This is a genomic window from Anaerobacillus sp., from assembly GCF_046314235.1.
In the GTDB taxonomy this organism is placed as follows: Bacteria; Bacillota; Bacilli; order Bacillales; family Anaerobacillaceae; genus Anaerobacillus.
The window spans coordinates 148,219-163,816 of the sequence record NZ_JBKBWN010000006.1; the positions used below are offsets into that span (position 1 = coordinate 148,219).

Sequence of the window (15,598 nt, forward strand, 5' to 3'; positions counted from 1 at the left end):
TCATATCCATCTTTAATAAGAAAAACACCTCCTAAAAGGTGTTTTCAGATTTTCTTTCGTTTTAAATTAAATTGGCGAACCATCATTTTGACCGTCACCTTGTTTTTTATTTCTAACTAAAGTATACTCCTCGCCACCCTTGTTTGATTTATCAATCTTAATTTTTCTGACGAAGAAGTAAATGATTAGATGTCCCGCACCAAGTACTAACAATAATATCGGGATTCCTTTTGCTTCGTCGAACAAGGTTACCGTTAAGATGAACATTAGTATCGAGGTTATTCGTCCTCCATTTAAGAAAATTTCCCTAACGACAATATATTCGACACGCATTTCAGCAGCCTTCCAACCTCTACCAATAATATCATACGTAAGTGAAACATAAGGAACGAGCAAGATCGGGTAAGCCATTGAAATGACGATCCCGTACATGATTAATCTTGCGAAAGTTAGTTCAAAGACAATTAAGAAAATAGCTAAGTATAAGCCAATCCCACCAATTAGAATCGCCTTTTTGCGAAAGGTTGGTTTAATAAAGCGACCAACTAAGTAATAAGTAACAAATGAAACTGCAGAAGCAACTAATCCATAAGTACCGATGGCTAATTCACTATTTGTCGCAATGTAAACCCAAACAACAATTACGAAAACGAACGTCCCTTCTCTTAAACCTTGGAAAAAATGTGCATACAATATATTTTTCCAATTTGAACTATGTTTTCTTTCCTGAAGGATTCGTTTAAAGTCAAATGTCCCTGTAGCTGGTCGCCGCTTTAAAAAGAAACTGAGGATGACTGCGGCTACAAAGAGCGATAACGAAATAGCGAAGATCACTTTATATCCAGTGAACTTTTCCATACTGGTAATCAAAAAACCTGCTACTATTGGGCCAATCATCCCTGCAAAGGATGTAAGTAGTCCTAGAAATCCATTAAAAAAATCACGCGTTTCAGGTTCTGTAATCTCAAATGTTAAGACATTAAATGCAAGCCAATAAAAACCAAAGCCAATTCCTATAAGAGCCCCTAAAAGCAACAAATAACTGTTAGCTTTTTCACCTAAAAACAAGACAGTGAAAAAGAAAACGGATAGGAAGGAAACCCCTAGCCGTAAAACGATAACTCTGTCAATTTTTTTTGCCCACCTACCAGCTAGAATAAATGTGAGTGGCTGCATCACTACTGATGCCAAATTGTATAGAGCAATATGTGTAAATTCTCCTGACTGCTTCCATAAATAAACATTTACAAACGTGTTAGACAAAGCGATACTCAGTGCATATAACCCACCAATAATTAAAAGGAGGACTAAATCACGATTAACATCTACTTCGCCTAGAAACTTCTTAAAAAACGTTTTCATTTCCGACTCCCCTTTAACATCTCATAGCTAGTTTGTCTAAAATGAAATTCGTTATACCAATTAATTGGTTAAGAGCTTATTTATCGCAATAGTAAGTATAGGAAAAGCCCAGATCGCCTCCTTAAATATATTTTAAATGCTTTACGTTATTGAACCTATAAAAAAGACTACTCAAATTGAGTAGCCTTGTCGAAAAATCGAAATTATTTTGCTGCGTTAAAACGTTTTGATACTTCATCCCAATTGACAACATTCCAAAATGCTGCAACATAATCAGGACGCTTGTTTTGATAATTTAAGTAGTAGGCATGCTCCCAGACATCAAGACCTAAAATAGGTGTTTTACCTTCCATTACAGGCGTATCTTGGTTTGGTGTACTTGTAACGACTAATTGACCGTTATCAACGATTAACCAAGCCCAACCAGAGCCAAAGCGAGTCATTGCTGCTTTTGCAAACTCTTCTTTAAAAGCGTCTAAACTACCAAATGCAGAATTAATCGCATCAGCTAATTCACCAGTTGGCGAGCCGCCTCCATTTGGTGATAGTAACTCCCAAAAAAGTGAATGATTTGCGTGTCCACCACCATTATTTCGAACAGCAGTACGAATGCTTTCAGGCAATGCATCTAAGTTCGTTAAAAGATCTTCTAAACTTTTTTCTGCTAAATCTGCATGACCTTCTAGGGCATTATTTAAATTTGTTACGTAAGTATTATGATGTCTTCCATGATGAATTTTCATTGTTTCTTCATCGATATGTGGTACTAGTGCATCAAATGCGTAAGGTAACTCTGGTAACGTGAAGTTTGCCATTAAAATATCCTCCTTAAAAATACATGAAATTCGTAATAGTTTTATTTTTCCAACAGTACTAACTGTCATTTCCTACATTAGCAGATTTACCCTCCCCTTTCAAATATTTAGGCTTAGGATCAAGAATTAAAAATAAAAATAAAGAATAATTTTATTGCTCTCTATACAATACCCATAAATATACAATTTGATGAAGATGTTTTTAGCATTTTTTTTCTTTTTCCCTTTATACATGTATAGACAGGCTTTTCAACAATTGTTCATAAAGGAGGAGAATTATTATGAATTGGTTTGAGGCACTAATATTAGGAATTGTCCAGGGACTCTCTGAATTTTTACCAATTTCAAGTTCGGCACACCTTGTTATTATTCAGAAATTGCTAGGAATTAAAGTGGAGGGTAATCAACTAGAATTTGAGGTTTTATTACATTTTGCTTCGTTATTGGCAGTATCCATTTATTTTCGCAAGGAGATTTTTGAGATCATTAACGGATTTTGTTTATATGCTTTTTATAAAAGAGAAGAAAAAAAAGTCCAATACCGCTTTTGCTTATTATTGTTATTTTCAACAGGGATAACAGCAATATTAGGAAAACTATTCGAAGGATTTCTTGGAGCAAACATGACGAATACTGTAACAATTGGTGCTTCCTTAATAGTGACCGGGCTTTTTCTCATTTTAATAGAGCATGGTGTAAAGCCCGGAACCCGTACAGCTAGTCATATGACATGGAAAGATGGTCTTATTATAGGTATTGGTCAAGCGTTAGCTGTTTTACCAGGAATTTCAAGAGCGGGAAGTACGTTGGTAACAGCTCTTTGGTGCGGATTAGACAAACACACCGCAGTCCGATATTCTTTTTTACTTTCAATTCCATTGATTTTAGGAATTTCAATTGTTGAAGTTCCAGAAATGTCGCCACAATTTTTTACCCTTTACTTAGTAGAAACTACCATTGCCTTCATTGCAAGTTTTCTATTTGCTATCGTCGGTATTAAGTGGCTCATAGCTATGGTAAATCGAACAAAGCTTTCTTACTTTGCAATTTACTGTATCGTCTTAGGGACGGTCGTTTGGGTTTTTATTAAAGATGTTCCATTGGTTTAATTACTAATTTAGCGGTGAAGATTTGATTGTTACTTGATAGTCGTAAGCTATTATTATCTAAATGTAACTTCATATCATCATCAAAGAAAATGAGATGCTTTTCGTACATATAAACGGAAAAGTCATTCGTATTAATTCTTATGAGGTTTACTTTCACTTCTTCCGTTTCAACTTTGAGTATCGGAACACCATTTACAGCACACCCACAACCGTCCGTATCATAAAATAATACTAAAATTTGATCAGCCCGGACTAGAGTTTCTATATAGTTTTTTGCTTCGATTGAAAATGTAATTCTCATTTTGCACCTCAATTCTATGGAATAAAGAGGCCGTACTATATGTGTCAGAGTACCTCGTGTAATTAACCTAGAGATAGAAGTCTATCCTTGTACTAAATCTATTTACAGTAAGCGAGGTGATTGATACTTTGCTTTTGGACGGCCCCTTTTTTGATAAATAAAAAACGATCTATATGCTCATTTAGGATGAACATACAAATCGTTGGTTATGTAGATGGAGGAGGAAGAGGGATTCGAACCCCCGCGCGGTTTAACCCGCCTGTCGGTTTTCAAGACCGATCCCTTCAGCCAGACTTGGGTATTCCTCCGTACTATTTGGTGGACCCTGTAGGACTCGAACCTACGACCAACCGGTTATGAGCCGGTAGCTCTAACCAACTGAGCTAAGGGTCCAAGCTATTGAAGATGGGGCGATTGATGGGAATTGAACCCACGAGTGCCGGAGCCACAATCCGGTGCGTTAACCACTTCGCCACAACCGCCAAATGTGAAAGTGTAATAATAATTGGTAGCGGCGGAGGGAGTCGAACCCCCGACCTCACGGGTATGAACCGTACGCTCTAGCCAGCTGAGCCACGCCGCCATATATGGCTCCACAGGTAGGACTCGAACCTACGACCGATCGGTTAACAGCCGATAGCTCTACCACTGAGCTACTGTGGAATAAAATTAAGGACAAGATTTATATTACCATGAATTTTAATTTATTGTCAACAATCTAAAAAAATTTTTGAATTAAAATTTAAACTGGAACAACAAGAAAAAATATATCACAATACTTTTTTTAAAGCAACAATTTTTTGTGATTATTATTTGGCGTAAAAATCCGTTAACATTCACATTCTGAAATCGTGATAAAGAAAGTAAGAGCAAAGTGCCTAGTAACCATGTTTTGGTGAAGACACTTCGCTCTTATTTATTTATAGATTTTCTTCTCCAATAACAGCTTCGGCAATGTTAACGGCATGGTCGCCAATACGCTCCAAATTGCTCACGATGTCAACGAAAACGATCCCTGCCGCTCCTGTACAATTCCCTTCGTTAATACGAAGGATATGATTTTTACGAAGCTTTCTTTCCATTTTATCAATTTTTTCTTCTTTTAACATAACAGATCGAGCTTCAATTACGTCATTATCTTCTAAAGCTTTAATTGCTTGTCTTAAAGTAGAAATAGTTAAGTCAAACATTTCATCAAGATCTTGCATTGCTAGCTCTGAAACACTAACTTTATTTGTAATTTTATAGTCAATTAATTCAACGATGTTTTCCATATGATCACCGACACGTTCAATATCACGAACTGTGTCCATAAGAACTGAGTGAAGTTCTGAATCTTTAGCAGAAAGCGATTTAGCTGAAATTAAAATTAAATAATCCGTAATTTTACGGTCTAAATTATTAATCGCATCTTCGAATTGCACCGTTAATTCAGAGTGCTTTTTCTGGTGTGTTTTTGCATAATTGCTTGCTTCAATTAAACCTTGTTCCGCAAATTCTGCCATTCTTAATACTTCTAGCTTTGCTTGACCAAGCGCAATAACAGGTGACTGTTGAATAAACAGCGGATCTAAATGCTGTGCTTTATACTCAATAGCTGAATCTTTACCTGGAATAATCTTTGTAACAATTAGTGCCAACAACGCAACAAATGGTAATTGAATTAATACATTGGCAAAGTTAAAAATTCCATGTGCAAAGGCAATTTGCATCGCCGGATTTAGTTCAAGGACTTGGGCGATATACGCAATAAAATTTGTATACGGCTTTAATATTAATAAAATGATAAATGTTCCTACTAAGTTAAAGATAACATGGGTTAAAGCAGCTCTTCTCGCAGCTATTGACGCTCCGATTGAAGCTAGAACGGCCGTAATTGTAGTACCGATGTTATCCCCAAAAAGAACAGGTAGGGCGGCCCCTAAAGTCATTGTCCCTTGCTCATACAATGTTTGTAATAAGCCAATTGATGCTGAAGAACTTTGAACGATAACTGTAAATACTGTACCAATTACGACACCCAATATTGGATTTTCACTCATGCTAATAGTTAAGTCCGTAAAGGCTTGCAGTGTGCGAAGTGGTTTCATCGCATCGCCCATCAAACTTAAACCGTAGAATAGCGCACCAAATCCAAAAATAACTTGCCCATAATTTTGGGCTTTCTTATGTTTAATAAAGAAAATAAAGAAAGTACCAATTGCAATGATCGGGAGGGCATACGCCTGGATTTTAAATCCGATAATAAAAGCTGTTACGGTTGTACCGATATTGGCACCCATGATTACACCAATTGCTTGTTTTAGTGTCATAAATCCGGCATTAACTAGCCCAATCGTTAGCACGGTAGTACCGGTACTTGTTTGCAAGGCTATTGTTACAACTAAACCCGCAATTACTCCCATCACAGGGTTTGAAGTAAACTTGTCTAATATATCTCTTAGTCTGTTTCCAGCTACTTTTTGCAGACCGTCTCCCATAAACTTAATTCCAAAAAGGAAAATTCCGAGACCACCAAAAAATAAAAATAGTATCTGTTGAATATCCAAAAAACTCGCTCCTTCAAATGTGTTATCTTTCTTTCGACAATTCTCTACAATCATACTTTTTTTTTATTGATTATTTATTAACGTTTTGTAAAGATTTTGTAAAGATTTTTACTTTCTCTTTATTTTTACTTCTATTTAGTTAACGTAGTGTAAATATACTTGAACACCATAAGTAAATCTCTACTTGTTAGGCTTAGAAAGTTTCTGTAAAATATACGATAGTTATCCATATTATTTAAAAATAAAAATTCATACATTGAAGGAGTAAAAGAATGAATATTTTTCAGCAATTTATAAAAAGCTTGTACAGTCCTCAAACAATCGCTAAATTTCGCTTTCAAGGGATCGGTAAAACAATACTGTATGTATTTGTATTAATGCTTATTACATTATCTATATCCGCCTATCAATTAGGTTCAATGATTTCTACCGTTGTTCAACAATTTCAATACGAGCTAAAAAATGAACTCCCAGACTTCGAGCTTAAGAATAGTATTTTGACTTCTGATCTTGAAGAACCACTTATTCTTAATGGAGATGGCGATGTGATCATTTTTGACACAACAGGGACATTCTCAGTTGCTGATATTGAAGAGCAGTACAGTAATGCGATTGCTCTATTAGAAAAAGAAGCTGTGTTCGTTTCTGATGGTGTAACAGAATCATTTCGCTACGGCGAATTAGGAAATTTAAATATGACAAAGCGAAGTGTTGAAGAGTTTACAGATACTATTGTCGACTTGTTACCGCTAATTATCTCTATTGCCGTAATGATATTATACCTTTTCTTTACAAGTTTAAAGTATCTAGGTATTTTTGTTTTAACAATCTTTGGTTTAATCATTCGAAAAAATACTGGCACTGTTCTTTCTTACAAGCAAGTATGGATTTTAAGTGCTTATGCCGTTACTTTACCAACTGTATTTTTTGCTATTATTGACGCTTTGTCAATCTATATTCCATTTGCATTTACTCTTTACTGGATCGTCGCAGTAATTATGTTATATCTAATCTTTAAAGAAATTCCAACACCTAAACAAGAAGAAGAAACCGTGGAACTTTAGTCTTTAGCGTAATAAATAAAATGAGTAGTGGCCTTTTATGGCTCTACTCATTTTTGTTTTGATCTATTTTCTTCTTTACTACTATTCTTGTTCCATCTACAGCAATTACCTCAACTGTTGTACCTGCATTTAACCAATGACTATCACACGTTGCACTATAGTATTTCCCATCGAGTTCTATTGTTCCAGTTGGACGAAATGGTGTTGCAGTTACGGCTTCCATACCAACGAACTCTTTATAGGATGCATTTAAAGAATTGTATCCTAAATCGCTAGTTAAACGATCTTTCAGGGTCATTTTTGACCATAAGTTTCTTGATGGGAACACCTTCATAAACAGTGTTGATGCAGCAGCTCCTAGTAATAATGCCATTGCCACTAAAAAACCGTAAACAATTGAAGGACTAGGAATAGCAATACCCACGATCATTAATATAACTCCAAATAAAGCAATCGTTCCATCTGTAATAAATTTACCATCAATCACAATCAGCGACACACCAACTATATAGAGTAACGCAACCCATAATCCCATTCCAGAACCAACACTTATATGAAAGGAAAAGTATGTGGCCATAATTCCAATTCCAATGATAGCAAACAATCCCTTTACTTTGACTAGGAGTTCCCCAAACAAAAATAATGTACCTAAAAAAACAACGAAAAAACCAACGCTAGCTATGTTTAAAATCTCCATACTTTTCACTCCTTATAAAATAATCATTATTTCTTATTTACGTAAGAAAACAAATAACGTTTCAAAAAAATGTAATTGTTCATTAGAAAAGCTGACATACTAAGAAAAGAGGTGGTATTCATGAAAAAAAATGATATTAAAAAGTCAGGAAACCATAGTAAACAGAAGAAAACAACCTTTGCTTTTAAACAGTTACAAACGAAAAAATTTTCAGTTTAGATTTACGCTTACATATTCTACCCGTTGAATACGCAAACGCACTGATAAGCAAATAACTGGAGAAAAAAATGGAGGGTGTCCCAAATGCAAGTAATAGTCACTTCGGGTACGATTTATGTTTTGCAAAAAACAAAACTAGATACCGCACCAAGACGAAGTGAGCTGTCACTTATCGGACACCCTCCATTCATTATTAACTACCCCTTAGTAAACCAACCTTTAATCACATTTATTAGTTCATTTATGACATCAAGGAATTTGCCAATAAATGTCTGAGTATCCTCTCTTGCTAAAAAGTCACCTAAATTATCACGAATTTTACCGATTTGATTCTGAACTTGGTTCCAGTCGATATTTAGATCCTTCATTCGTTTAAATAACGAAACTAAACCATTTAGTTCCTCGTCAGTAAGATTAATTCCAAGTTCCTTTGCGACTCGTGTTATTAATTCTCTTAACTCCGTATCAGTTGTAACAGGATTTTTGGCAATTTCTTCTTTAATACGAGTCATTAACTCTGTCGCTTGGTCAAGTCCAAAACGATCGCCTAGTTCGGCAGTTTTAACCATTTCTTCATTTGCCACTTGCTTTTGTTCTTCTGGTATTTCAATTTCTGTTGTAATTTCATACGCTTTAATAATTCCAGTCAACGCCCCAGTTCCTGAAACTTTAAAAGGGGCAGTTACATAAATATCAGCATCAGTGATTCCTGCTGTTACTAACGCATTAGCGTACATCCCTTCAGAAACCCAATCAATATTATTGGTCTTAACTGTAATTCCAGCACCACTTTCTAGAAGTGTTATTCTACTTGAGGAGATAGCGCGAGTACCAATTTTTGCGCTGCTAATATAATTTCCTAAGTATTGGTGTTCTTCTTGATTTGAAACTGTGATAATTTGAACATCTTCAGAAACATTCATTTCTCCTAGAAGTTGTGTTTTCTGTTCTTCTGTTAAATTCTCTCCTAGCGTAACAATAACCTCACCTACAACCGCATCTCCTAAAGCAGAATTGGGTGCAAAAAAGCAAAAAAGACCTATTAAAAAAAACATTATTAATTTTTTCATCATATGTTTACTCCTTCCATCTAGCTAATATTTTTATGTACGACCTTAAAGTAATAGAACACTTTTTCACCCTAAATAAAAAGGGACTGTAGACCTATTTTATTATCTTATAATATATTTTCTCCAATAACCACAATTTTCTTATTTGGTACCTAAATACTTCTTAGTAAATAGCTTTAAATCTATTTTTAATACTATCATTACCCATAAGCTAACAATTAGCATTAAAAGAGAGGCTTTTATATACATATCTAAAACATCAACCATCCACAATGTAAAAAAGATTGGACCAAAGGCAACCCCTAAAAAGCGAACCATCCCATATAAAGAGACGATGATCCCTCTTTCATTTCCCCCGACAGACGATGTTATTAACGTATTGATACAAGGCAGAATAAATCCGACACCTGCAGCGATTAATGTTAAGCCAAAAATCAAACCTGAAAAATAAGAGAAAAACATTAAAAAGAACAAAGCACAAAAAATAACCACGGCTCCTAAAAATATTATCTTTTTCATATAGACATGATTTTCTCCAATCTGTTTACCTGTCCAATAAGAGACAACTGTTAGAACACCTAATGGGATTATAAAAACGATCCCTTTAAAAATACCATTAATTGCAAAAATCCTCTCAATTTCAAATGATAAAAATACAAGCAGACCAAATAAAATAAACAAGCAGACTGCCCCTAAAAAAGATAAAGGAAATAACCAACTTCCTTCTTTCTTTAAAATTCCTACTAACCTTTTTCCATAAACTAAGACAGAGTCGTTATATTTCTCTTGAGTAACAGGTTTTACGAAAAAATACATACCCATAAAAGCTACAAACGAAACGAAAAAGTAGACATAAAAGGCGCTATACCAAAAGAGCAACGCTGCTAATGCACCAATAAAGGGACTAAGAACCTTACCAAATCCATTAAAAACCTCTAATAAACCTAAATTCTTACTTCTCTCGTTTCCCGTGAAAAGATCGCCAACTAAAGCCATTGCTAATGGAGCTGTTCCACCAGCACCTATTCCTTGAATAACCCTTCCGATTACTATCCATTGAAACGGTTGTGAAAGTCCTCGACCAGCTAAAATGGTAATGACGCTACCAAGCATGACAAAACCTAATGAAATTAGAACAATCTTTTTTCTCCCATGTCGATCAGATAAAAAACCAACAACTGGGATAACAACTGCAGCAACAATTGAAAAAACTGATAGTAAAAATCCAACTTCTATAGATGTTATATGTAATTCCTCCTCTATTGCTGGCAATAGAGGAATTAACATAGAATTGCCTAGTACCATTACAAACGGTAAAAACCCAATACTTATTAATAAAAAGGGTGAATGGTTTTTCATAATAGCTCCAAATTATCTGTCATATAAAGAGTTGGACAAGCATAATTTAAATTAACAGCTTGTCCAATCCTAAAAAATCACACTAGTAGGAGGATTTCCATGAAAAAGCTAATCATACCAATTTTATTATTAATTTCAGTATACAGTGTTTATTATGACCTAAGTATGGGGACTTTACCGACAAAGACAATAGCAGCAGCCCAAATCAACGACAGTAATCCTGAACCTACTGTTACGATCTCCTATGAATTAATTACAGTTGAAGCTGGTTATACTGTACTTTCCATTGTAGAAGAACTTCATAATGAGCCCGTGAATGCTTCAATTCAACAAATTATTGTTGATTTTGAAACATTAAACCCTGGAACGAAAGCAAATAACATCCAAATCGGAAAGGCCTATTTAATTCCAACTTACTACAAGTAAATAACAATTGCTTCCTTCTTGCCAAACAATCACCTTCATTGATAAAATGAAACTGATTTTGAATTGGATTTTTGAGTAACATACTAATAAAGGCTTCTCATTCATAATTCTTAATTTTTATGTAATATTTAATATTAGAAGGGGCGAATTTTAACCAATGACCCAAATCATCCATAGAACAAAAACAAGACCTGTTAAGGTAGGTCCAATTACGATTGGCGGTAATAATGAAGTAATTATTCAAAGTATGACGACAACAAAAACTCACGACATTGAGGCCACTGTTGCCGAAATATTAAGATTGGAAGAGGCTGGCTGTCAAATTGTTCGAGTTGCTTGCCCTGACATGCGCGCTGCCGAAGCTATTAGTGAAATTAAGAAAAGAATAAACATTCCGCTTGTCGTTGATATTCATTTTGATTATCGCCTCGCCCTAGTTGCCATTGAAGGTGGTGCCGACAAAATCAGGATAAACCCAGGGAATATTGGCAAACGAGAAAAGGTAGAGCAAGTTGTAAAATTAGCAAAAGAAAAGGGAATTCCAATTCGTATTGGGGTTAATGCTGGCTCTTTAGAAAAACGTATTATTGAAAAATACGGTTACCCTACGGCCGATGGAATGGTGGAAAGTGCCCTTCATCATATTAAAATACTTGAAGATTTAGATTTTTACGACATCATTGTTTCAATGAAAGCTTCTGATGTCGATTTAGCGATCGAAGCTTATGAAAAAGCCGCACAAGCTTTTGACTATCCACTGCACTTAGGAATTACAGAGTCGGGCACTTTATTCGCAGGAACAATTAAGAGTGCTGCCGGGTTAGGCGTTCTCCTTCACAAAGGGATTGGTAACACGGTTCGAATTTCTTTAAGTGCTGATCCTGTTGAAGAAGTGAAAGTAGCTCGTGAATTATTGAAATCTTTTGGTTTGGCTGCAAATGCTGCTACCTTAATTTCTTGCCCTACATGTGGAAGGATCGAAATTGATTTAATTAGTATTGCAAATGAAATCGAGGACTATATTTCTAAAATCAAAGCTAATATAAAAGTGGCTGTATTAGGATGTGCTGTGAATGGTCCTGGTGAAGCAAAGGAAGCTGATATCGGTATTGCCGGTGCACGAGGAGAAGGTTTATTATTTAGGCATGGTGAGATCGTACGAAAAGTTCCTGAGGCAATCATGGTAGAAGAATTAAAAAAAGAAATTGATTTAATCGCCGCTGAAAAAATAAAAATGCAAAAAAATAGTTAAAAAGGAGCCCAGTGGGGCTCCTTTTTTATTTCCTGTTAAAATTGTTTTAGAAAAATGGTGAGAAAAACAACGTTAGAATAATTGAAAGCGCACCGATCCCGATAGCAGAGTTTCCAAGTCCAGTAGCTCCATTTCGACGAGCGATAAAGCCAACAATTATACCTGCCGCTCCTAAAATAACAGGTAAGAAGAACAATGAAATTATCGAAAGTACGATGGCAAATGCTCCTACGCCTCTGCCTTCAGTAACTTCACCGTCCATGTCGGTATCTCTGTCAACATCGTCAGCAAAAGGACGTTCACCAACGAATCCACGTTGGGGAGCAAACTCAGCTGCTGTTTCTTCTCGATGATCACCAATAGGATAATCGGCGGATGTTACACCATTTGGATTTTCGTCTCGTTCTTTATCCTCTAAAACAAGAGAACGGGAATCCGTGTTAGTGTTTTTAACATAATTATTATTATTGTTATTAACACCGTTAAACCTATTGTTGTTCATATTGTTGTTATTTATATCTGTCATTGTCATCCCTCACTTTCTTTTTCAGGAGCATTTTTAGTATTACACTAGTTGTGTCAGATATAGATGTTAATGATTTCAAATTAAGGAATGTTCATTTTGTGGTATGATATTAGAAGAAAAAATTTACTATTGAATTGGTGGGGGCTTATGAAAAAACAAATACGCTTTGGCTTAGATATTGATGGAACTGTTACTTCTCCAGAAACATTTATTCCTTATCTAAACCAACATTTCAAAAAAAATATTACACTGGCAGACATCACTCAATATGAATTAACGCCGTTGTTAGATATTACAAAAGAAGAATTTGGGGAGTGGATGAATGAATATGAACCAATTATATATGCTAACGCAATGCTTGCCACTTCTTTTACTGATGTTTTAAAAAACTGGCAAGATCAACATCATTTCACTTACATTAGTGCACGTGGGAAACACCTCCTCGAGATTACACAACAATGGTTTCAAAAACATAACATTCCATACCACCATATTGAACTACTCGGCCAGCATGATAAATTAAATGCAGTTAAAAAGCATAACATTGATATATTTTTTGAAGATAAACATGATAATGCCGTTGATATTGCAGAACAGTGTAACATTCCTGTGATTTTAATTGATACACCATACAACCAAGACCCTATTCCTAAACAAGTTGTAAGAGTGAAAAATTGGAAAGAAGCTGCTAACTGGGTAGAGAATTGGTTATAAGAAAAGCGCAGAGCGCCTGCCTGGCGGCGCCAAAAAAGTTCCTCCCTAGCAAGGCTTAGGAGGAACTTTTTATTAATCATTACTACACTCTCTGCAGTACCCATAAACTTCAAATTTGTGACCGATAATTTTAAAATCCTTAGTATCATTAAATTGATCCATTGGACATAAATGAACATGTTTCGTTTTTCCACATGTTAAACAAATAATGTGGTGATGGTGTTGATCAATGGAACAACTGAAACGAAACTTTTTTTCACCATCAAGTTCCGTCATCTCCAAAATTCCAAGATCAACAAACGTAGATAAGTTTCGGTAAATTGTATCAAAGCTTAACCCTGGATAATCAGGTTGCATAGCTTCCAATACATCTTTTGCTGCAATATACCTACCTTGATCTGAAAATAATTGGAGCATCTGTTCCCTTTTCCCTGTATGCTTGTACCCTTTTTCTTTTAAAAGGAGTAATGCTTGTGTAACATCCATCTAAAATGCCCCCCTTTACAAAAACTACTTTTAATTTTTCTTTTTCAATAAAATTGTTATAACTAAGATCAAAACAGCTGTCACAACAATTGTACCACCTGGTGCTAAATCCAAATGATAAGCACTTATTAGACCTACTATAACTGATAATTCACCAAATAGTATAGAAAAAATAAACATTTGCTTAAACCCTTTAGCAATTCGCATACTAGCAGCAACTGGTAATGTCATTAGCGAAGATACTAAAAGTATGCCAACAATACGCATCGAAGAAGCAATGACTAGAGCTACCATAATAATGAATATTAAATGGACTAGCTTTTTATTAATTCCAGAAACAATCGCTTGTTCTTCATCGAAGGATAAAAAGAATAATTCTTTGTAAAAGAAAAGTAATAGCACCGTCACAATAAGAGTTATTGCAGAAATTGTCCATAAATCAGATCTAGTAACAGCAATTACACTACCAAATAAATAATTAAAAAGATCAGTATTAAATCCATCAGCTAAGGAAATAAAGACTACCCCTAATCCAATTCCTCCCGAAAGGATAATTGGAATTGATAGCTCTTGGTATGTCTTGTATACGGTTCTTAATTTTTCAATTAAAAGCGCTCCCCCTACGGAAAATATGATCCCTAAATAGAGTGGGTTAAGACCAGCAAAAAATAAAACATGCTTTCCTAATAAGAGACTTCCAGCAATCCCAGCTAAAGTGATGTGGGACAATGCGTCTGCGATTAGCGATAACCGCCTTACAACGAGAAAAACACCTAGAATAGGCGCTAAAAAGCCAACCATAATCCCTGTAAGAAAAGCATTTCTTAAAAATTCATACTGGAGAAAAACAGATATCAACTCCATACTACTGCCCTCCATGGCCGTGATTGTGAGTAAGTAAATGCACTTCTTGACCGTGAAACGCTGAAAGGCCATGGTTTTCTTGAAAATCATTAGTATTTCCGTGGAAATGTAACTGTTTATTTAAACAAGCTACAGCGCTAACCTTTTCTGTCATAGCGGCAACGTCGTGGGTAACTAGAAGTAGGGTTATCCCTTTTTGATTTAATTCACTGAGCATTTCATAAAAATTATTTGCAGATTGGATGTCGACACCAACCGTTGGCTCATCTAGTATCAATAATTCGGGATCGCTCACTAATGCTCTTGCAATAAATACACGTTGTTGCTGTCCCCCTGAAAGCTCACCGATATTTTGCTTAAGGTAATCGGTCATCCCTACTAATGCGATTGCTTCTCTAACCTTTTCCTTATGCTGTTTAGTAAGAAAGCGAAATAAACCAACTTTCCTAAATAACCCCATTGAAACAACTTCAAATACTGATGCTGGAAAACCTGTATTAAAACTATTTGCTTTTTGAGAAACAAAGCCAATCTTTTCCCAATGATTAAATTTGTTTATTGGCTGCCCAAATAGTTTTATATCACCTTTATTTGGCTGTAATAAGCCTAAAATACACTTGATTAAGGTTGATTTCCCTGAACCATTCGGTCCAACTAACCCTAAAAAGCTTCCTTTTTGAACTTGTAAATTGATATTTTCCAAAACGGTTTTTGTACCATATTGAAAAGATAAAGAACGAATGTCGATGACATACTCACTTTTTTCAACTTCATGATCCATAATA

At 35.3% G+C, this 15,598-nt stretch carries 16 protein-coding genes and 5 tRNA genes; 5 read left to right on the forward strand and 16 right to left on the reverse strand.

Annotation, left to right across the window (positions count from 1 at the left end):
- Positions 1-66: 66 nt before the first annotated feature.
- Together ACK4M9_RS10555 and ACK4M9_RS10560 are read right to left on the reverse strand one after the other, a co-directional pair.
- Complete coding sequence (locus ACK4M9_RS10555) at positions 67-1,362, reverse strand: MFS transporter (RefSeq protein WP_409850165.1); 1,296 nt, start codon at positions 1,360-1,362, stop codon at positions 67-69.
- A gap of 203 nt (positions 1,363-1,565) precedes the next feature.
- Positions 1,566-2,177, reverse strand: coding sequence for a superoxide dismutase (locus tag ACK4M9_RS10560; RefSeq protein ID WP_409850167.1), 612 nt, complete (start codon positions 2,175-2,177; stop codon positions 1,566-1,568).
- Between the two features lie 281 nt (positions 2,178-2,458).
- On the opposite strand from ACK4M9_RS10560, the gene ACK4M9_RS10565 reads away from it, so the two are divergent.
- The gene (locus ACK4M9_RS10565; protein WP_409850169.1) at positions 2,459-3,286 is read left to right on the forward strand and encodes an undecaprenyl-diphosphate phosphatase; all 828 of its coding nucleotides are present in this window, start codon (positions 2,459-2,461) and stop codon (positions 3,284-3,286) included.
- On the opposite strand, the gene ACK4M9_RS10570 is transcribed toward ACK4M9_RS10565, so the two are convergent.
- From ACK4M9_RS10570 to ACK4M9_RS10600, 7 genes are all read right to left on the reverse strand, one after another.
- Positions 3,264-3,587, reverse strand: a complete 324-nt coding sequence (locus ACK4M9_RS10570; RefSeq protein WP_409850171.1) for an iron-sulfur cluster biosynthesis family protein — start codon at positions 3,585-3,587, stop codon at positions 3,264-3,266. The genes ACK4M9_RS10565 and ACK4M9_RS10570 overlap by 23 nt on opposite strands.
- Before the next feature lie 215 nt (positions 3,588-3,802).
- A tRNA-Ser gene (locus ACK4M9_RS10575) sits at positions 3,803-3,895 on the reverse strand.
- A gap of 8 nt (positions 3,896-3,903) precedes the next feature.
- Positions 3,904-3,980, reverse strand: a tRNA-Ile gene (locus ACK4M9_RS10580).
- A gap of 13 nt (positions 3,981-3,993) precedes the next feature.
- A tRNA-His gene (locus ACK4M9_RS10585) sits at positions 3,994-4,069 on the reverse strand.
- 24 nt (positions 4,070-4,093) lie between these two features.
- Positions 4,094-4,170 (reverse strand) — tRNA-Met (locus tag ACK4M9_RS10590).
- 5 nt (positions 4,171-4,175) lie between these two features.
- A tRNA-Asn gene (locus tag ACK4M9_RS10595) sits at positions 4,176-4,250 on the reverse strand.
- Between the two features lie 257 nt (positions 4,251-4,507).
- Complete coding sequence (locus ACK4M9_RS10600; protein WP_409850173.1) at positions 4,508-6,136, reverse strand: Na/Pi cotransporter family protein; 1,629 nt, start codon at positions 6,134-6,136, stop codon at positions 4,508-4,510.
- Positions 6,137-6,408: 272 nt separating this feature from the next.
- On the opposite strand from ACK4M9_RS10600, the gene ACK4M9_RS10605 reads away from it, so the two are divergent.
- Positions 6,409-7,200, forward strand: a complete 792-nt coding sequence (locus tag ACK4M9_RS10605; RefSeq protein WP_409850175.1) for a DUF1189 domain-containing protein — start codon at positions 6,409-6,411, stop codon at positions 7,198-7,200.
- Positions 7,201-7,243: 43 nt separating this feature from the next.
- On the opposite strand, the gene ACK4M9_RS10610 is transcribed toward ACK4M9_RS10605, so the two are convergent.
- The 3 genes from ACK4M9_RS10610 to ACK4M9_RS10620 form a co-directional block, all read right to left on the reverse strand.
- Positions 7,244-7,897, reverse strand: coding sequence for an NfeD family protein (locus ACK4M9_RS10610; protein WP_409850177.1), 654 nt, complete (start codon positions 7,895-7,897; stop codon positions 7,244-7,246).
- 416 nt (positions 7,898-8,313) lie between these two features.
- Positions 8,314-9,186 carry a DUF1002 domain-containing protein gene (locus ACK4M9_RS10615; RefSeq protein WP_409850394.1) on the reverse strand — a complete coding sequence of 291 codons (873 nt, stop codon included), beginning with the start codon at positions 9,184-9,186 and terminating at the stop codon, positions 8,314-8,316.
- 141 nt (positions 9,187-9,327) lie between these two features.
- Positions 9,328-10,545, reverse strand: coding sequence for an MFS transporter (locus ACK4M9_RS10620; RefSeq protein WP_409850179.1), 1,218 nt, complete (start codon positions 10,543-10,545; stop codon positions 9,328-9,330).
- A gap of 99 nt (positions 10,546-10,644) precedes the next feature.
- Between ACK4M9_RS10620 and ACK4M9_RS10625 the strand changes: the two genes are divergently transcribed.
- Entirely contained in the window at positions 10,645-10,971 is a 327-nt protein-coding gene (locus ACK4M9_RS10625; protein ID WP_409850181.1) for a hypothetical protein, read from the forward strand.
- Between the two features lie 157 nt (positions 10,972-11,128).
- Entirely contained in the window at positions 11,129-12,223 is a 1,095-nt protein-coding gene (gene ispG / locus ACK4M9_RS10630) for a flavodoxin-dependent (E)-4-hydroxy-3-methylbut-2-enyl-diphosphate synthase (RefSeq protein ID WP_409850182.1), read from the forward strand.
- 46 nt (positions 12,224-12,269) lie between these two features.
- On the opposite strand, the gene ACK4M9_RS10635 is transcribed toward ispG, so the two are convergent.
- A complete protein-coding gene (locus ACK4M9_RS10635) occupies positions 12,270-12,749 on the reverse strand; it encodes a DUF4190 domain-containing protein (protein ID WP_409850184.1) in 480 nt (159 codons plus the stop codon).
- A 147-nt stretch (positions 12,750-12,896) separates the two neighbouring features.
- Between ACK4M9_RS10635 and ACK4M9_RS10640 the strand changes: the two genes are divergently transcribed.
- Positions 12,897-13,463, forward strand: coding sequence for a hypothetical protein (locus ACK4M9_RS10640; protein WP_409850185.1), 567 nt, complete (start codon positions 12,897-12,899; stop codon positions 13,461-13,463).
- 72 nt (positions 13,464-13,535) lie between these two features.
- On the opposite strand, the gene ACK4M9_RS10645 is transcribed toward ACK4M9_RS10640, so the two are convergent.
- From ACK4M9_RS10645 to ACK4M9_RS10655, 3 genes are read right to left on the reverse strand one after another with little or no spacing between them, the layout of a single operon-like run.
- Positions 13,536-13,949: a Fur family transcriptional regulator gene (locus tag ACK4M9_RS10645; protein ID WP_409850187.1), complete on the reverse strand. Its 414-nt coding sequence runs from the start codon at positions 13,947-13,949 to the stop codon at positions 13,536-13,538.
- Positions 13,950-13,979: 30 nt separating this feature from the next.
- Complete coding sequence (locus ACK4M9_RS10650; protein ID WP_409850189.1) at positions 13,980-14,813, reverse strand: metal ABC transporter permease; 834 nt, start codon at positions 14,811-14,813, stop codon at positions 13,980-13,982.
- Between the two features lies 1 nt (position 14,814).
- Positions 14,815-15,594, reverse strand: coding sequence for a metal ABC transporter ATP-binding protein (locus ACK4M9_RS10655; protein WP_409850191.1), 780 nt, complete (start codon positions 15,592-15,594; stop codon positions 14,815-14,817).
- Positions 15,595-15,598 lie beyond the last annotated feature (4 nt).